The 16383-nt window shown below is 64.9% G+C and carries 15 protein-coding genes; 13 read left to right on the top strand and 2 right to left on the bottom strand.

Going from position 1 to position 16383, the window contains the following annotated elements:
• Positions 1-43: 43 nt before the first annotated feature.
• Positions 44-943: a LysR substrate-binding domain-containing protein gene (locus BRA471DRAFT_RS30545; RefSeq protein WP_007614361.1), complete on the bottom strand. Its 900-nt coding sequence runs from the start codon at positions 941-943 to the stop codon at positions 44-46.
• A 275-nt stretch (positions 944-1218) separates the two neighbouring features.
• Here BRA471DRAFT_RS30545 and BRA471DRAFT_RS30540 point away from each other — a divergent pair, with 275 nt between their 5' ends.
• The 9 genes from BRA471DRAFT_RS30540 to BRA471DRAFT_RS30500 are packed head-to-tail and all read left to right on the top strand — an operon-like array spanning position 1219 to position 9343.
• Positions 1219-2253: an ABC transporter substrate-binding protein gene (locus tag BRA471DRAFT_RS30540; RefSeq protein ID WP_007614359.1), complete on the top strand. Its 1035-nt coding sequence runs from the start codon at positions 1219-1221 to the stop codon at positions 2251-2253.
• A 23-nt stretch (positions 2254-2276) separates the two neighbouring features.
• Positions 2277-3311 carry an ABC transporter ATP-binding protein gene (locus BRA471DRAFT_RS30535; protein WP_007614358.1) on the top strand — a complete coding sequence of 345 codons (1035 nt, stop codon included), beginning with the start codon at positions 2277-2279 and terminating at the stop codon, positions 3309-3311.
• Positions 3308-4183: an ABC transporter permease gene (locus tag BRA471DRAFT_RS30530; protein WP_007614356.1), complete on the top strand. Its 876-nt coding sequence runs from the start codon at positions 3308-3310 to the stop codon at positions 4181-4183. The genes BRA471DRAFT_RS30535 and BRA471DRAFT_RS30530 overlap by 4 nt, the downstream gene beginning before the upstream one ends.
• On the top strand, positions 4180-4986 hold the full coding sequence (locus tag BRA471DRAFT_RS30525; protein WP_007614354.1) for an ABC transporter permease: 807 nt from the start codon (positions 4180-4182) through the stop codon (positions 4984-4986). Before BRA471DRAFT_RS30530 ends, BRA471DRAFT_RS30525 begins: the two co-directional genes overlap by 4 nt.
• A gap of 8 nt (positions 4987-4994) precedes the next feature.
• Complete coding sequence (locus BRA471DRAFT_RS30520; protein ID WP_007614352.1) at positions 4995-6131, top strand: FAD-binding oxidoreductase; 1137 nt, start codon at positions 4995-4997, stop codon at positions 6129-6131.
• Positions 6132-6150: 19 nt separating this feature from the next.
• Positions 6151-6447 carry a (2Fe-2S)-binding protein gene (locus BRA471DRAFT_RS30515; protein ID WP_007614350.1) on the top strand — a complete coding sequence of 99 codons (297 nt, stop codon included), beginning with the start codon at positions 6151-6153 and terminating at the stop codon, positions 6445-6447.
• Positions 6444-7862, top strand: coding sequence for an NAD(P)/FAD-dependent oxidoreductase (locus BRA471DRAFT_RS30510; RefSeq protein WP_007614344.1), 1419 nt, complete (start codon positions 6444-6446; stop codon positions 7860-7862). The genes BRA471DRAFT_RS30515 and BRA471DRAFT_RS30510 overlap by 4 nt, the downstream gene beginning before the upstream one ends.
• A complete protein-coding gene (locus BRA471DRAFT_RS30505; RefSeq protein ID WP_007614342.1) occupies positions 7859-8980 on the top strand; it encodes an FAD-binding oxidoreductase in 1122 nt (373 codons plus the stop codon). Before BRA471DRAFT_RS30510 ends, BRA471DRAFT_RS30505 begins: the two co-directional genes overlap by 4 nt.
• Positions 8981-8995: 15 nt before the next feature.
• Positions 8996-9343 carry a RidA family protein gene (locus BRA471DRAFT_RS30500; protein WP_007614340.1) on the top strand — a complete coding sequence of 116 codons (348 nt, stop codon included), beginning with the start codon at positions 8996-8998 and terminating at the stop codon, positions 9341-9343.
• Between the two features lie 265 nt (positions 9344-9608).
• Here the strand turns inward: BRA471DRAFT_RS30500 and BRA471DRAFT_RS30495 are convergent, their stop codons facing one another.
• The gene (locus tag BRA471DRAFT_RS30495; protein ID WP_007614338.1) at positions 9609-10943 is read right to left on the bottom strand and encodes a dicarboxylate/amino acid:cation symporter; all 1335 of its coding nucleotides are present in this window, start codon (positions 10941-10943) and stop codon (positions 9609-9611) included.
• Positions 10944-11068: 125 nt separating this feature from the next.
• Between BRA471DRAFT_RS30495 and BRA471DRAFT_RS30490 the strand changes: the two genes are divergently transcribed.
• The 4 genes from BRA471DRAFT_RS30490 (at position 11069) to BRA471DRAFT_RS30475 (ending at position 16381) form a co-directional block, all read left to right on the top strand.
• Positions 11069-12388, top strand: coding sequence for a solute carrier family 23 protein (locus BRA471DRAFT_RS30490; protein ID WP_007614336.1), 1320 nt, complete (start codon positions 11069-11071; stop codon positions 12386-12388).
• Positions 12389-12461: 73 nt separating this feature from the next.
• Positions 12462-13298, top strand: coding sequence for an SDR family oxidoreductase (locus BRA471DRAFT_RS30485; RefSeq protein WP_007614335.1), 837 nt, complete (start codon positions 12462-12464; stop codon positions 13296-13298).
• Between the two features lie 52 nt (positions 13299-13350).
• The gene (locus tag BRA471DRAFT_RS30480) at positions 13351-14157 is read left to right on the top strand and encodes an NAD-dependent protein deacetylase (RefSeq protein ID WP_007614332.1); all 807 of its coding nucleotides are present in this window, start codon (positions 13351-13353) and stop codon (positions 14155-14157) included.
• A 139-nt stretch (positions 14158-14296) separates the two neighbouring features.
• Positions 14297-16381 (top strand): hydantoinase/oxoprolinase family protein, encoded by a 2085-nt coding sequence (locus BRA471DRAFT_RS30475; protein ID WP_007614329.1) that lies wholly within the window; start codon positions 14297-14299, stop codon positions 16379-16381.
• Positions 16382-16383 lie beyond the last annotated feature (2 nt).

The following is a 16383-nucleotide window of genomic DNA, read 5'->3' as shown; positions in this document are numbered from 1 at the left end:
AGCGAGCCCGCGGCGAGATCGATTGAACTCAAAACGTTCTTGGCTAGTCGTCGAATTCGGCGAGCGACTTGCGCATGGTCTCCACCAGATCCAGCGCCACCGGCGAGGGGCTGCGCTGCGCTGGAAAGACCGCCGAGAATTCGAAGTCGATGCGAGGCAGGAAGCGGCGCACGACGATGCCGCGGGTCGAAAATTCCTGCGCGGTGAAGGGATCGCAGATGGCGACGCCAAGTCCCGACGATACCATGCCGCACATGATCTCCGACAGCGTGGTCTCGACCCTGAGCACGCGGCGGACATCGTGGCGATGGAAGACCTGGTCGACGAGATGCCGGCTTGATGATCCCGCCGACAACGAGATGAAGGTCTCGCCCTCGAAATCGCGGGGCTCCAGCACTTCCTTTTCCGCGAGGCGATGACCGGTCGGCAGCACCGCGACGCGGGCCGGCGCTGGCAGCTTCTGGCTCGGCAAGCCCGAATGCGCGATCGGCACCTCGGCAAAGCCGACGTCGCACTGGTTGTTCAGCACCCAATCGACCACGATCGGCGAGATCACGCCGAAGAAAGCGAGGTTGAGGTTCGGCCGCTCCTTCAGGAAGTGCCCGGTGAGCCGCGGCAAATAGCCATTCGACAGTGCTGGAAGTGCCGCGATCCGCAGCGAGCCGGTGCGGCGGCCGCGAATTTCTTCGGCTGCCGCGGTGATGCGTTCGAGGCCGACGAAGGAGCGCTCGACTTCGGTGTAGAGTGCCATGGCCGCAGCGGTCGGCACGAGGCCGGTGCCGCGCCGCTCGAACAGCTCCATCTTCAACAGCGCCTGGAGGTCGCGCAGCAACCGGCTGACCGCCGGCTGCGTCACCGTCATCAGCGCCGCCGCCTCGGTCACGCTGCCGGTCAGCATTGTGGCCCGGAAGGCCTCGACCTGCCGCGAATTGATCCGTGCCATCCTCAATTCCATTCATAACATTTAGGCATGCAAAGGGTGCCATTATTCATTGGACGATGGAAGCTTGGGTTTGCAATCTTTTTCATCAGGACTGGAGACAGCCCGCTTTTCCGGCAGATTGGAGGGGTTCGAACCTCCAGATCGCGCCAAACCCGCCAAGCAGGGGCCGGAGCCCTGATCAGAGAGGGATTTGCGCGGAAGGAAATGCGGCAACGCGCTTCGGCCAGCGAGACTCGTCGGCACATCACCTCATCCCGGTATGGAGATCGGACCACATGAAGACTTTTCGCCTTCTGACAGCGGTCAGCATCGCGGCGCTTATCGCCGCCCCGTCGGTCGCCACGGCCCAGCAAAAGACGCTCTATGTCGCCGGCTATGGCGGCTCGTTCGAGAAGACCATCCGCGACGAGGTGATCCCGGCCTTCGAGAAGGAGAACGGCGTCAAGGTCGAGTACGTCGCCGGCAACTCTACCGACACGCTGGCAAAGCTCCAGGCGCAGAAGGGCAACCAGCAGATCGACGTCGCCATCGTCGACGACGGCCCGATGTACCAGGCGATCCAGCTCGGCTTCTGCGGCAAGCTCGAGGGCCTGCCGGCCGATCTCTACGACACCGCGCGCTTCAAGGACGATCGTGCGGTCGCCATCGGCATCGTCGCGACCGGTCTGATGTACAACACCAAGGTGTTTGCGGAGAAGGGCTGGGCGCCGCCGACCTCCTGGAACGATTTGAAGGACACGAAATACGCCAAGCAGCTCGTGATCCCGCCGATCAACAACACCTATGGTCTCGAAGCGCTGGTGATGCTGTCGAAGATGAATGGCGGCGGCGAGTCCAATGTCGATTCCGGCTTCAAGATCTTCAAGGAGCAGATCAATCCGAACGTGCTCGCCTATGAGCCGTCGCCGGGCAAGATGACCGAGCTGTTTCAGTCCGGCCAGGCCGTGATCGCGGTGTGGGGCACGGGCCGCGTGCAGAGCTTTGCCAATACCGGTTTTCCCGTCGACTTCGTCTACCCGAAGGAAGGCGCCGCGACGCTGCTGACGACCGCCTGTCCGATCACCAAGCCGAACGCCTCGCCGCTTGCGTCCAGCTTCGTCAAGATGCTGCTCGAACCCAAGATCCAGCTCGTGATGCTGAAGGATTACGGCTACGGCCCGGTGCTGAAATCGCTGGTGATCCCGCCCGAGCTCGGCAAGATGGCGCCGATCGGCGAGCGCGCGGCAAAGCTCTATAATCCGGACTGGACCGTCATCAACGAGAAGCGCGAGGAATGGACCAAGCGCTGGAATCGCGAGGTCGAGCGCTGATCGGTCATACCGGAGTCAGTATGATGGCCTATCTCGAGCTCGAAGGGGTCGCCAAGCAATTCGGAGCGCAGACTGTTGTCGACGACTTCAGTCTCGCGGTGGGGAAGGGAGAGTTCATCTCCTTCCTCGGTCCCTCCGGCTGCGGCAAGACGACGACCCTGCAAATGATCGCGGGCTTCCTCGATCCCACCCGCGGCGCGATCCGGTTGGAAGGCAAGGATCTGACTGCGATCCATCCGGCCAAACGCGGGCTCGGGATCGTGTTCCAGAGCTACGCGCTGTTTCCGCACATGACCGCGGCCGAGAATGTCGCCTTCGGCCTCGAGATGCGCAATGTGCCGCGCGGCGAACGGACCGAGCGCGTCCGCGCCGCGCTCGCGATGGTCGGGCTTGCCGGCTACGAGGAGCGTCATCCACGCCGCATGTCCGGCGGCCAGCAGCAGCGCGTGGCGCTGGCGCGCGCGCTGGTGATCAAGCCGAGCGTGCTGCTGCTCGACGAGCCGCTGTCCAATCTCGACGCCAAGCTGCGCGAGGAGATGCAGATCGAGCTGCGCCAGATCCAGCGCACCATCGGCACCACCACGATCCTCGTCACCCACGACCAGAACGAGGCGATGTCGCTGTCCGACCGCATCGTGGTGATGAGCCAGGGCCGGATCGAGCAGATCGGCACGCCGCAGGAGACCTATGAGAAGCCGGCCTCGGCCTTCGTCTCGCAATTCTTGGGCAAGACCAACGACTTTGCCGCGACGATCGATCAGACCAGTGCGCCTGCGCGATTGATCGCCGGCTCGTGGAGCGCGCCTGCGCCTGCCGGGCGCAGCGGTCCTGTCACCGTCAGCATTCGCCCCGAGCGGATCGACTTTGGCGACGCAGGCCTCAGCGCAAAGATCGTCACGCGCATCTTCCAGGGCAATCACTGGCTGTACCAGTGCGAGAGCGAATGCGGCCCGGCGACCGTAATCCGCCAGAATGACGGCCGGTCGCAGCCGGTCGAAGGCGAGGCAGTTCACCTCACCTGGAGGCCGGAGGACATGGGCGTGAGAGGCGTCGCATGAGCGCTTCCGCCGAGGAACGAAACGCACGCACGCCCTGGGCGCTGACCGCGCCCGCCTTGATGTTGTTCTTCGGCGTGCTCCTGATTCCGCTGGCAATGACCGTGATGCTGTCGTTCCACGATTGGGGCCAGTACAAGGGCATCGAGCCCGTCTTCATCCTCAAGAACTGGCGCGAGATCGTAACCGATCCCTATTACGCCGAGATGTTCTGGCGGACGTTTCGCATCGCGATCCTGACCACGCTGCTCACCGCACTGCTCGGTGCGCCCGAGGCCTACATCCTCAACCGCATGAGCGGACGCTGGAAGAGCGTTTTCCTGCTGGTCATCCTGGGGCCGCTGCTGATTTCCGTGGTGGCGAGGACGCTCGGCTGGGCGCTGCTGTTCGGCGGCAACAACGGGCTCGTCAACAAGCTGCTGATGTCGGCCGGGCTGATCCGCGCGCCTATCCCCTTCATGTTCACCGAAACCGGTATGGTTGTCGCGCTTGCGCACGTGATGATGCCGTTCATGGTGCTGTCGGTGTGGGCGGCGCTGCAGCGTCTCGATCCGCAGATCGAGAATGCCGCGATGTCGCTCGGCGCCGCCCCTGTGACCATCATCCGCCGCATCATCATGCCGCAGATCATGCCGGGCGTGCTGTCGGGGGCGATCATCGTGTTCTCGCTCTCGGCCAGTGCGTTTGCGACGCCCGCCATCATCGGCGGCCGCCGACTCAAGGTCGCGGCGACGCTCGCTTATGACGAATTCCTCAACACGCTGAACTGGCCGCTGGGTGCGGCGGTTGCCACGCTGCTGCTGGCCGCGCTGGTGCTGATTGTCGTCGGCAGCAACGCGCTGATCGAGCGCCGTTACGCGGAGGTGTTCCGATGAGCCGGAACGGGCCGCTCGCGCTGATCTTCCACACCATCTTCGTCATCGTCATGGTGGCGCCGATCCTCGTCGTCTGCCTCGTCGCGTTCACGCCAGAAGGCTTCCTGTCGCTGCCGACCAACGGCTTTTCGCTGCGCTGGTTCAGGGCGATCGCCAACTATCCCGAATTCATCCATGCTTTCTGGGTCAGCCTTGGCCTTGGCGCACTATCCTCTTTCGTGGCGCTGCTGTTCGCGGTCCCTGCGGCGCTGGCGATCGCGCGCTATCGGTTTCGCGGTCGTGACACATTGGCGGCGTTGTTCCTGTCGCCGCTGATGATCCCGCATGTCGTGCTCGGCATCGCCTTCCTGCGCTTCTTCACCTCGGCTGGCCTCGGCGGCAGCTTCGCCGCGCTGATCATCGCGCATGTCATCATCGTGTTTCCGTTCGCGCTGCGGCTGACGCTGGCGGCGGCCACCGGCATGGATCTTTCGGTCGAGATGGCCGCGGTCTCGCTCGGCGCCGGCGGCTGGACGCTGTTCCGCCGCGTGACGCTGCCGCTGATCCTGCCCGGCGTCATCAGCGGCTGGGCGCTCGCCTTCATCCAGTCCTTCGACGATCTCACCATGACCGTCTTCCTCGCGGCACCCGGCACCGAAACATTGCCGGTGCGCATGTTTTTGTACATCCAGGACAACATCGATCCGCTGGTGACGTCGGTCTCTGCCTGCGTGATCGCGATCACCATGACCGCCCTCATTCTGCTCGACCGCTTCTACGGGCTCGATCGCGTGCTCGCCGGCAAGGGCGATACGGGGCGATAGGAGAATCCATGCGAACAGATTACGACGTCGCCGTCGTCGGCGGCGGATTGCTCGGCTCCGCCATCGCCTGGGGCCTCGGCCGGCTCGGCAAGCGCGTCGCCGTGCTCGACGAAGGCGACATCACCAAGCGTGCCTCGCGTGCCAACTTTGCGCTGGTCTGGGTGCAGAGCAAGGGCCTCGGCATGCCGGCCTATACGGTGTGGACCGTGCAGGCGTCACAGGCATGGAGCCGGCTCGCGTCCGAGCTGAAGCAGCAGACCGGCCTCGACGTCTCGCTTCAGCAGAATGGCGGCTTTCATCTCACGCTCGGCGAAGACGAATTCGGCCAGCGCACTGAGCTGGTCAAGCGCATGCACAACCAGACGGGCGCTGCCGACTACAAGATGGAGATGCTGCCGGCGTCCGAGGTCAAGAAGGTGCTGCCGCTGATCGGGCCTGAAGTCTCCGGCGGCAGCTTTTGTCCACTCGACGGTCACGTCAATTCGCTGCGCACGTTTCGTGCGTTCCACACCGGCTTCAGGGCATTCGGCATCGATTATCTTCCGGAGCGCCCGGTCTCGTCGATCAGCCAGAACGGCGGCGAATTCCGCCTGATAACGCCGCAGGGCGAGCTCCGTGCCGCCAAGATCGTGCTCGCCGCCGGCAATGCCAACCAGACGCTGGCGCCGATGGTCGGTCTCACCGCTCCGATGGGCCCGACCCGCGGCCAGATCGTGGTGACCGAGCGCACCATGCCGTTTCTGCCGCACCCGCTGACCACGATCCGCCAGACCGATGAGGGCACGGTGATGATCGGCGACAGCAAGGAAGACGAGCTCGACGACCGCACGCTGAAGCATTCGATCAGCGCCGTGATGACGGATCGCGCCCAGCGCATGTTTCCGCATCTCGCGCGGCTCAATGTGGTCAGGAGCTGGGCCGGCATCCGCGTCATGCCGCAGGACGGCTTTCCGATCTACGACCAGTCGGAAACGCATCCCGGCGCCTTCGTCGCCTGCTGCCATTCCGGCGTGACGCTCGCCTCCAACCACGCTTTCGAGATCGCGCGCATGGTCGCGCAAGGTTCGCTCGAGCCGGAGCTGGTCGGCGCGTTCTCGGCCAGCCGTTTCGGCGGCGCGGGCGCTGCGAACAATAGCGGCTACTAGGGATATTGAAGGAGCCCAGATGTTCAAACGATCCGAACAGGACAAACGGCCGCCGGTGCAAATCTTCGTCGATGGCGTTGCCGTCGCCGCGCGGCAGGGCGACACCGTCTCCGCGGCGCTGCTGGCCTCGAGCTGCGATGCACGCCGTTCGACCGCGGTGAGCGGCGCGCCGCGTTTGCCCTATTGCATGATGGGCGTGTGCTTCGATTGTCTCGTCACCATCGATGGCGTCGGCAACCGACAGGGCTGCCTGGTGCCGGTCACTGAAGGCATGCAGATCGAGATCCAGAAGGGCAAGCGGGAGATCGGAAAATGATTATGGCTCCCAAGCGCGAAGATTATGATGTGGTGGTGATCGGTGCCGGCCCCGCCGGCCTCGCCGCCGCCGCGACATCCGCCGAAGCCGGCCTGTCGACGCTACTGCTCGACGAGAATATCGGCCCGGGCGGCCAAGTGTTTCGTGCCATCGCCTCGACGCCCGTGACCGACCGCAAACAGCTCGGTGAGGACTATTGGGTAGGCACCGAACTCGTGCAGGCGCTGCGCGCGAGCGACGCCGAGGTCATCCACCGTGCCACCGTCTGGAGCCTCGACCGCAATCTCGACATCGCCGTCTCGGTCGGCGGTGCGTCCGCCTTCGTCAAGGCCAGGCGCGTGATCCTCGCGACCGGTGCGCTGGAACGGCCGTTTCCGATTCCCGGCTGGACGCTGCCGGGCGTGATGACCGCGGGCGCGGCGCAGACGATGCTGAAATCGTCGGCCCTGGTGCCTGACGGACGCACGGTGATCGCGGGGCAGGGGCCGCTGCTCTGGCTGCTCGCCGCGCAGATCTTGCGTCTCGGCGGTCGCATCGATCGCATTCTCGACACCACCGAGCGCGGCAATTACTTCGCGGCTCTTCCCCACGCCTTTGCTTTCCTGACCTCGCCGTATTTCGCCAAGGGCCTCTCGATGATGCGCGAAGTGAAGGCGAAGGTGCAGGTCGTGTCCGGCGTCACCGAGCTTTCGGCATCCGGCGACGGCCAGCTCGCGAGCGTGAGCTATGTCGCCGGCGGCAAGCGCGAGACCGTCCTTGCGGATCTCTTGCTGCTGCACCAGGGCGTCGTGCCCAATGTCAATCTGGCGATGGCGGCCGGAATCGAGCATCGCTGGGATGATCTGCAATTGTGCTGGTCTCCGGTGCTCGATGCCAGCGGCAGTTCATCGGTCGCCGGCATTGCGATCGCCGGCGACGGCGCCGGCATCGGCGGCGCGAATGCAGCCGTGGTGCGCGGCCGCATCGCGGCGCGCGCGGCAGTGGAAGCGTTGGCGCCCCCGGCCGCCGCGAAGCTTCCAGCAATGGCGAGCCTCCGCGCCGATCTCGCCAAGGCCGAGCGTGGCCGTGTCTTCCTCGACACGCTGTTTCGCCCGGCGCCGCAGTTTCGCATTCCCGCGGGCGACACCATCGTCTGTCGCTGCGAGGAGGTCACCGCAAAGGACATTCTCGACGCCGTCGCGATCGGCGCGACCGGGCCGAACCAGCTCAAGGCCTATCGCCGCACCGGCATGGGTCCGTGCCAGGGCCGGCTCTGCGGCCTCACCGTCTCCGAGCTGATGGCGCAGGCGCGGGGCAAGAGCCCGCAGGAGATCGGCTATTACCGGCTGCGCGCGCCGGTCAAGCCGATCACGCTCGCCGAGCTTGCCGCGGTTCCGAAGAGCGAAGACGACATCAAGGCGGTGGTGCGCGGATGACGAAAAACGTGGATGCGATAGTCGTCGGCGGCGGCATCCACGGGTGCTCGACTGCGCTGCATCTGTGCCTTGCCGGCCTGAAGCCGGTGCTGATCGAGAAGGACTATGCCGGCCGGCATGCCTCGGGCGTCAACGCCGGCGGCGTGCGCCAGCTTGCGCGGCACATCCCCGAAATCCCGCTCTCGATCCGCTCGATGGGAATCTGGGAGAAGATCACCGATCTCCTCGACGACGATTGCAGCTTTGAGAGCTATGGCCAGGTCCTCGTCGCAGAGAACGAGGAGGAACTCGCGGTCTGCCGCGCACGTGTGGCCGAGCTCAACGCGCTCGGCTTCACCCACGAGGAGCTGATCGATGCGGCCGAGTTGCGACGCCTCGTGCCTGCGGTCGCCGAGAGCTGTCCCGGCGGCGTGGTCTCGCGCCGCGACGGTGCGGCCAATCCCGCGCAGGCAACGACGGCGTTCCGGCGCAAGGCCGGGCAGCTCGGTGCGACCGTGCGCGAGGGTATTGCCGCCACGAATATCAGGCGCACCGATGGCCTCTGGCACGTCGACGTCGGCGCGGAGAGCTTTGCCGCGCCGGTGCTCGTCAATGCCGCCGGCGCCTGGGCCGGGACCATCGCAGCCGCGCTCGGTGAGCCCGTTCCGGTCGAAACCGTGGCGCCGATGCTGATGATCACCTCGCGCGTGCCGCATTTCATCGACCCCGTCGTGATCCTGCGCGGGCGCAAACTGTCCTTCAAGCAATTCAAGAACGGCACCGTGCTGATCGGCGGCGGTCATCTGGCAACGCCGTACCGGGACCGCAACGAGACGGTGCTGGACTGGAAGAGCCTCGCGACCAGCGCGCGCACCGTGTTCGAGCTGTTTCCTGTGATGCGCGATGCGACGATCATGCGGGCCTGGGCCGGCATCGAGGCCAAGACGAAGGACGATCTGCCCGTGTTCGGGCCGAGCAGCCGCCACAAGGGCCTCTATCACCAGTTCGGCTTCTCGCTGCACGGTTTCCAGCTCGGCCCCGGCGCCGGCGCCGTCATGGCGGAGCTGATCGTCAACGGCGGCACCCAAACCCGCATCGGCGATCTCGGCATCGACCGTTTCCATCCTTCCACGCTCTAGCATCAAGAGGACATCATGAGCATTACCCGCAGCATCCGCACGCCCATCATGCACCGCGCCGTCGAAGCCAACGGCTTCGTCTTCATTGGCGGCACCATCGCCGACGACACTTCGCTGTCGATGGGCGAGCAGACCCGCAACATCCTCGGCAAGATCGCGGGCTATCTGAAGGAAGCGGGCACCGACAAGTCGCGCGTCGTGAGCACCTCGATCTTCGTCACCGACCTTTCGAAGAAGAAGGAGATGGACGCGGTCTGGACCGAGTTCTTCGGCGACAATCTGCCGACCCGCGCCACCGTCGGCGTCGCCGATCTCGGCGGCAGCGCGCTGATCGAGGTCGTGGTCACCGCGCTCAAGGACTAACGACGTCTGCCGATGTGGACTGAAGCCGGGCGTCCAGCCGCCGGAACGATGATGCCGATCCGGGCCGCCGACGGCGCGCCGATCCCGGCGCGTCGTCCCTCACAGTGATTATCAAAAACCCGACGCCCTGCCCCCAGCGCGTCGGGTGGAAAGAATGAGTATCAATCCGTGATCCCAACCCGGTTGTTGTGGCGCGTTGCGCATTGATTGACCACTCCGGGAAACTACCGCGTTGGAACCGGACTCCGCCATACTTGCGCGCGGCCTAGGAGGCGGCGCTGCCGCCCGGTTCGAGAGCCTCACCCATCTCCAGCGGATGGGCCATGGTCTCGTGCAGCGCATCGCGGTCGAGCTCGCCTTCGGAGATGCTGATGACGACGCAGGCGACGCCGTTACCGATCAGATTGGTCAGCGCGCGGCACTCGCTCATGAACTTGTCGATGCCGACCAGGATCGCGATCGACTGGATCGGGATGTCGGGCACGATCGAGAGCGTCGCCGCGAGCGTGATGAAGCCCGCCCCGGTCACGCCCGAGGCGCCCTTCGAGGTGATCATGGCGATGCCGAGAATGCCGAGCTCCTGCCAGATGGTCAGGTGGGTGTTGGTCGCCTGGGCCAGGAACAGCGTCGCCAGCGTCATGTAGATGTTGGTGCCGTCGAGGTTGAAGCTGTAGCCGGTTGGAATGACGAGGCCCACCACCGAGCGCGATGCGCCGAGATGCTCCATCTTCTGGATCATCTGCGGCAGCACCGTTTCCGACGACGAGGTGCCGAGCACGATCAGGAGCTCGTCCTTGATGTAAGCAATGAAACGCAGGATCGAGAAGCCGGCGAGCCGCGCGATTGCGCCGAGCACGACCACAACGAACAGGATGCTGGTGAGATAGAACGTGCCGATCAGGGCCGCGAGGTTGAGCAGCGAACCGAGGCCGTAGGCGCCGACGGTGAAGGCCATCGCGCCGAACGCTCCGATCGGGGCGACCCGCACGATGATGCGGATGATGCCGAAGAACATCTTTGCGGCCTTGTCGATCGCTTCCGCAATGGGCTCGCCGGCCTTGCCGAGAAACGCGATGGCGAAGCCCGACAGGATCGAGATCAGCAGCACCTGCAACAGATCGCCGCGTGCGATGGCGCCAAGATAGCTGTCGGGGATGATCGCCATCAGATGGGCGACGATGCCTTCTTCCTTGGCCTTGGTGACGTAGGTCGCCACCGATTTCGGGTCGATCGTGGCGGGATCGATGTTGAAGCCGTGGCCGGGCTGGAGCACCTCGCCGACCAGCAGGCCGACTGCGAGCGCCACGGTCGAGACCGTCTCGAAATAGATCAGTGACTTCAGCCCGACCCGGCCGACGCGCTTGAGGTCGCCCATCGAGGAGATGCCGTGCACCACGGTGCAGAAGATCACCGGCGCGATCATCATCTTGATCAGCGCGATGAAGCCGTCACCGAGCGGCTTCAGGGCCTTGCCGAGATCGGGATAGAAATAGCCAACGAGCACCCCGAGCACGATCGCGATCAGCACCTGGATGTAGAGGATCGTGTACCAGGGCTGGTGCCGGCGATGGATGGCTGGCTGGATCGCGATCTGTGTCATAGAATAGGCCCCGGAACGTATTGATCTTGTTTGATTTGCATCATGTGATGGTCGCCGCAGAAGCGACAATCACATTTTTGTCTGTTCGCACGAAGATCGGTCGCTGCACCGCAACTGGGGGGAACATGCCGATTGCAACGGACTCAGATGAGCGAGCGCAAGGCTATTTCCCGCGTTGGACTCTGAAGTCCTCCGGCGTGATCATGCCCGAGGAGCGGCTGCCGCTTGCCCAGACCGTCGTCTCCGGTCTCCAGCATTGCGTCGCAATGTCGGGCTCGACGATCATCGCGCCGCTGCTGATGGGGTTCGATCCCAATGTTGCGGTGCTGTTTTCCGGCATCGGCACGCTGATCTTCTTCGTCATCGTCGCGGGGCGCGTGCCGAGCTATCTCGGCTCGAGCTTCGCGTTCATCGCGGTCGTCATCGCCGCCACCGGCTACGTTGGGCACGGGCCGAACCCGAACCTGTCGGTTGCGCTTGGCGGCATCGTCGGGGCCGGCGTCCTCTACGGCGTGATCGCGCTGGTCGTGATGTGGTCGGGGGTTGGCTGGATCGAGAGACTGTTGCCGCCGGCCGTCACCGGCGCCGTGGTCGCCGCGATCGGCCTCAACCTCGCGCCCGTGGCCGTCAAGGCAGTGAGCGCCGATGCGTTCGACACAGGAATCGGGCTCGCGACCGTTCTGATCATCGGCGTGGTTGCCGTTGGTGCACCTGGCCTGTGGCGCCGCCTGCCGATCATCCTCGGCGCGATCGGCGGATATCTTTTGTACCTGCTGTTCGCGAACGGCCTTGGCTTCGGCAAGCCGATCGACTTCGCCCCGCTTGCGGCTGCGCCGTGGATCGGCCTGCCGAGTTTTACGACGCCGAGCTTCCAGACTGATGCGATCGTCCTGATCGCGCCGGTCGCGATCATTCTCGTCGCCGAGAACCTCGGTCACATCAAGGCCGTCGGCGCCATGACGGGCCGGAGCCTCGATGACTATCTCGGCCGCGCCTTGCTCGCCGACAGTCTCGCGACCATCGTGGCGGCCTGCGGCGGCGGCACCGGCGTCACCACCTATGCCGAGAACATCGGCGTCATGGCGGCGACGAAGGTCTATTCGACCTTGCTGTTTGCCTTTGCGGCGGTGGTGTCGATCGTGCTCGGCTTCTCGCCGAAATTCGGCGCGCTGATCCTGTCGATCCCGGGTCCCGTCATCGGTGGACTCTCGATCGTGCTGTTCGGATTGATCGCAGCGATGGCCGGCCGGATCTGGGTCGAGAACAAGGTCGACTTCTCAAATCCGGCAAACCTGATCACCGTCGCGGTCGCGCTCACCGCAGGCGCCGGCGACTTCACGCTCAAATTCGGCGCCTTCACGATGGGTGGGATCGGCACCGCAACCTTTGGCGCTATTATCCTGTACCAAATCCTGACTTCGCCGCTGGCTCGCCGCGAGAAGTGAATCCCAGCGATGCGCTGAGGGATGGAACAAAACGCCGGTTCCGTCCATGTTGATGTGTCCTCGGAGAACAACGATGCCACATACCGACCGCTCGACCACCTTTTCCTCGCGCCTCGTCGGCCAGTACGCGCTGGTGACCGGCGCCTCCCAAGGCATCGGCCGCGCCGTCACCATCCGGCTCGCTCAGGAAGGCGCGACCGTCGCCATCAACTATGTCGATCATCCCGAAAAGGCAGAGGAGACGCTCGCGCTGGCACGGACGGCATCGAGCGATCGGGGCCACGGCAGGCTCGATCATGCCATCGTCAAGGCCGACGTGAGCAATGAGCAGGAGGTCGCCGCGATGTTCGAGACGGTTTTGGCGCGCTGGAAGCGCCTCGACTGTCTCGTCAACAATGCCGGCTTCCAGCGGGAATCGCCGAGCGAGGCGCTCGACATCGATACCTATCGCCGCATCATCGACGTCAATCTCAACGGCGCCGTGCTCTGCGCGCAGAAGGCGCTCGCGCATTTCGTCGCGCGGGGCGCAGGCGGCAGCATCATCAACTGCTCCAGCGTGCACCAGATCATCCCGAAACCCGGCTACCTCGCTTACTCGATCAGCAAGGGCGGCATGGCCAATCTGACGCGTACGCTGGCGCTCGAATTTGCCGGCCGTGGCATTCGCGTCAATGCGGTCGGTCCCGGCGCGATCGACACGCCGATCAACGCGGCCTGGACCGGCGATCCGGAAAAGCGCGGCGTGGTCACCAGCCACATTCCGCTCGGCCGCGTCGGTACACCGGAAGAGATCGCCGCCGTGTTCGCCTTCCTCGCCTCGGATGAAGCCAGCTACATCACGGGGCAGACCATCTACGCCTGCGGAGGTCTGACGCTGTTTCCCGAATTCCGCGAGAACTGGGCGAGTTAACGGGCTTCCTGGCCATCTGGCAAAACCGAGCGCAGCAGACTACATCTGCGCCATGGAAAAAGCTCCGCTCGAAGACTTCGTTCAGCGGCACGAAAACCTGTTCGTGCTGACCGGTGCTGGCTGCAGCACCAATTCGGGCATTCCCGATTATCGCGACACTCACGGCAACTGGAAGCGGGCCCAGCCGGTGAACTTCCAGGCTTTTATGTCGGAAGAGCATACGCGCCGGCGCTATTGGGCGCGCAGCCTGATCGGCTGGCGGCGGTTCGGCCAGGCGAGGCCGAACGATGCGCATCACGCGCTCGCCCGGCTTGAGGCAAGCGGGCGTTGCGGAATGCTGCTGACCCAGAATGTCGACCGGCTGCATCAATCCGCCGGGCACCGCCAGGTGATCGACCTGCACGGCCGGCTCGATCTGGTCCGCTGCATGGGCTGTGGGCAAAAGACGCCGCGGCGCGAATTCCAGGAGACGCTCGGCCACGCCAACGCAGAATGGTTGACGCTCGACGCCGCCGATGCACCCGATGGCGATGCCGACCTGGAGTATGCGGATTTTTCGTCGTTCACGGTGCCTCCTTGCGAAGCCTGCGGCGGCATCGTCAAGCCGGATGTCGTGTTCTTCGGCGAGAACGTCCCGCGCGACGTCGTCGCCACCGCGCAGGATCATCTGGCGCAGGCCGACGCCATGCTCATCGTCGGCTCCTCGCTGATGGTCTATTCCGGCTTCCGCTTCGTCAAGGCGGCCGCGCAGCGCAACATTCCGATCGCTGCGGTCAATCTCGGACGCACCCGCGCCGATGATCTCCTCACGCTCAAGATCGAGGAGCGCTGCGAAGCGGCGCTTGCATTCCTGCTCTGATCGCGCAGGCTGCGACATGCCTTGCCTATTGCATGGGTGCCAAGCAGAATAGCTGGACACAGCATGTTCCTGTCATCCATGGCATGGAAATTGCTGCGCTTTTGTCCTCAGTCTTGACGATCAGCACGGAGAATTTGGAATGCTTGAGGGAGCCGAGGTGCGGCTTGCCGTCGATATCGGTGGCACGTTCACCGACATCGTGCTGGACGTGGGGCAGGATCGCAAGACGCGCAAATTGCTGACGACACCGCAACGGCCCGAGCAGGCGGTGCTGGACGGCATGCGGCTCATTCTCGCTGATGCGCGCGCCCATATCAGCGACATCGACGTCTTCATTCACGGCACGACGCTCGCGACCAACGCCATCATCGAGCGTCGCGGCGCCAGGACGGCGCTGATCGCGACCGAGGGCTTTCGTGACGTGCTCGATATCGGCACCGAGAGCCGCTACGACCAGTATGACCTCAGCATCGACAAGCCGAAGCCGCTGGCGCCACGATCCCTGCGCTTCACCGTGCCCGAGCGTATCGACGCGCACGGTGGCGTCCGCCTCCCGCTGGACGAAGCGGCGGTGCGCGCTCTCGCGCCAAGATTGCGCGCGCTGAACGTCGAGAGCGTCGCGGTCGCCTTCCTGCACTCCTATGCCAATCCCGAACACGAGCGCCGTACGGCAGCGATCATCAGCGAGGAGATGCCCGGCATTTCCGTGACTGTATCGTCCGCGGTGTGCCCGGAGATCCGCGAATATGAGCGGACATCGACTGCGGTGGCCAACGCCTATGTGCAGCCGCTGATCGACGGTTATCTCGCCCGCATGTCCGACGCCTTGCAGGTCGAGCAGTACCGCGGCGCGATCTATCTCGTCACCTCCGGCGGCGGTGTCACCTCGATCGAGACGGCGCGGCGCTTTCCGGTGCGCCTCGTCGAATCCGGTCCTGCCGGCGGCGCCATTTTTGCGGCGCAGATCGCGGCGCGTCTCGGCGAGAGCAAGGTGCTGTCCTTCGACATGGGCGGCACCACGGCAAAGATCTGCCTGATCGAAAAATACCAGCCCGAGACCTCGCGCGTGTTCGAGGTCGATCGCGCAGCGCGCTTCCTGAAAGGTTCGGGTCTGCCGGTGCGGATTCCCGTGATCGAGATGGTCGAGATCGGCGCCGGCGGCGGTTCGATCGCCCATGTCGACGCGATGAAGCGCGTCACCGTCGGCCCCGAGAGTGCCTCGTCGGAGCCCGGGCCCGCCTGCTACGGCCGCGGCGGCCTGCGCCCGGCCGTGACGGATGCCGACGTTGCGCTCGGCCTGATTGATCCCGATGCCTTTGCGGGTGGAACGATCAAGCTCGACCCTGCGCTCTCGAAGCAGGCGCTGCTGCGCAGCGTCGGCGAGCCGCTCGGCCTGTCGGCGGAAACCGCGGCCTATGCCGTGCACGAGGTCGTCTGCGAGAACATGGCAAGCGCGGCGCGCGTGCATGCGGTCGAGCGCGGCGAGATTGTCGGTCAGCATACGCTGATCGCCTTCGGCGGCGCGGCACCGCTGCATGCAGCGCGCGTCGCCGAGAAGATCGGCGTCTCCCGCGTGATCGTCCCTTCCAATGCCGGCGTCGGGTCGGCCGTCGGCTTCCTTGCGGCTCCGATCGCCTATGAGTTGGTGCGCAGCCGTCACGTGCGGCTCGACGATTTCGACACCGAGGGGGTCTCCGACCTGCTCCAGGAGATGGTGACCGAAGCGCGTGCGCTGGTCGAGACGGGTGCGGCAGGCGCGCAGGTTCGCGAGCGCCGCGCCGCCTTCATGCGCTATGTCGGCCAAGGCCATGAGATATCGATCGAACTGCCGAACCGGCGGTTGGCGACGGCCGATCTGGCCGGCCTGCGCCAGAAGTTCGAGGCGGATTATGCGGCGATGTTCGAGCGATCGATTCCGGGTGCCGCGATCGAGGTGTTGAGCTGGTCGGTGCTTGCGACGACCGAGGCACGCAATCCGCCGCGCGTCGCCGACGTGGCACGCATGCCCGCGGGCAAGGCGTCGGGCAGCCGAAAATTCTTCGACGGCCGGGCAGGGCAGGTGATCGAGATCCCGCTCTACCGCCGCGAGGACATGGCGCCGGGCGCGACGATTGCAGGTCCCGCCGTGATCGCGGAGGACGAGACCTCGACATTCGTCTCTAACAGTTTTGATGCCCATATCGATGGTGCCGGCAGCATCGTCATGGAACGGAAGGCGGCCTGATC

The organism is Bradyrhizobium sp. WSM471, from assembly GCF_000244915.1.
Taxonomy (GTDB): Bacteria; Pseudomonadota; Alphaproteobacteria; order Rhizobiales; family Xanthobacteraceae; genus Bradyrhizobium.
The sequence above is the reverse complement of the archived record's forward strand: the minus strand, read 5'-3'. Positions and strand labels throughout refer to the sequence as shown.

Excerpts from the sequence above, each read along its gene's own strand:
- BRA471DRAFT_RS30505 (WP_007614342.1), top strand. The coding sequence starts at position 7,859 with ATGACGAAAAACGTGGATGCGATAGTCGTCGGCGGCGGCATCCACGGG.
- BRA471DRAFT_RS30515 (WP_007614350.1), top strand. The coding sequence starts at position 6,151 with ATGTTCAAACGATCCGAACAGGACAAACGGCCGCCGGTGCAAATCTTC.
- BRA471DRAFT_RS30535 (WP_007614358.1), top strand. The coding sequence starts at position 2,277 with ATGGCCTATCTCGAGCTCGAAGGGGTCGCCAAGCAATTCGGAGCGCAG.
- BRA471DRAFT_RS30540 (WP_007614359.1), top strand. The coding sequence starts at position 1,219 with ATGAAGACTTTTCGCCTTCTGACAGCGGTCAGCATCGCGGCGCTTATC.
- BRA471DRAFT_RS30500 (WP_007614340.1), top strand. The coding sequence starts at position 8,996 with ATGAGCATTACCCGCAGCATCCGCACGCCCATCATGCACCGCGCCGTC.
- BRA471DRAFT_RS30495 (WP_007614338.1), bottom strand. The coding sequence starts at position 10,943 with ATGACACAGATCGCGATCCAGCCAGCCATCCATCGCCGGCACCAGCCC.
- BRA471DRAFT_RS30525 (WP_007614354.1), top strand. The coding sequence starts at position 4,180 with ATGAGCCGGAACGGGCCGCTCGCGCTGATCTTCCACACCATCTTCGTC.
- BRA471DRAFT_RS30510 (WP_007614344.1), top strand. The coding sequence starts at position 6,444 with ATGATTATGGCTCCCAAGCGCGAAGATTATGATGTGGTGGTGATCGGT.
- BRA471DRAFT_RS30485 (WP_007614335.1), top strand. The coding sequence starts at position 12,462 with ATGCCACATACCGACCGCTCGACCACCTTTTCCTCGCGCCTCGTCGGC.
- BRA471DRAFT_RS30520 (WP_007614352.1), top strand. The coding sequence starts at position 4,995 with ATGCGAACAGATTACGACGTCGCCGTCGTCGGCGGCGGATTGCTCGGC.
- BRA471DRAFT_RS30475 (WP_007614329.1), top strand. The coding sequence starts at position 14,297 with ATGCTTGAGGGAGCCGAGGTGCGGCTTGCCGTCGATATCGGTGGCACG.
- BRA471DRAFT_RS30480 (WP_007614332.1), top strand. The coding sequence starts at position 13,351 with ATGGAAAAAGCTCCGCTCGAAGACTTCGTTCAGCGGCACGAAAACCTG.
- BRA471DRAFT_RS30545 (WP_007614361.1), bottom strand. The coding sequence starts at position 943 with ATGGCACGGATCAATTCGCGGCAGGTCGAGGCCTTCCGGGCCACAATG.
- BRA471DRAFT_RS30490 (WP_007614336.1), top strand. The coding sequence starts at position 11,069 with ATGCCGATTGCAACGGACTCAGATGAGCGAGCGCAAGGCTATTTCCCG.
- BRA471DRAFT_RS30530 (WP_007614356.1), top strand. The coding sequence starts at position 3,308 with ATGAGCGCTTCCGCCGAGGAACGAAACGCACGCACGCCCTGGGCGCTG.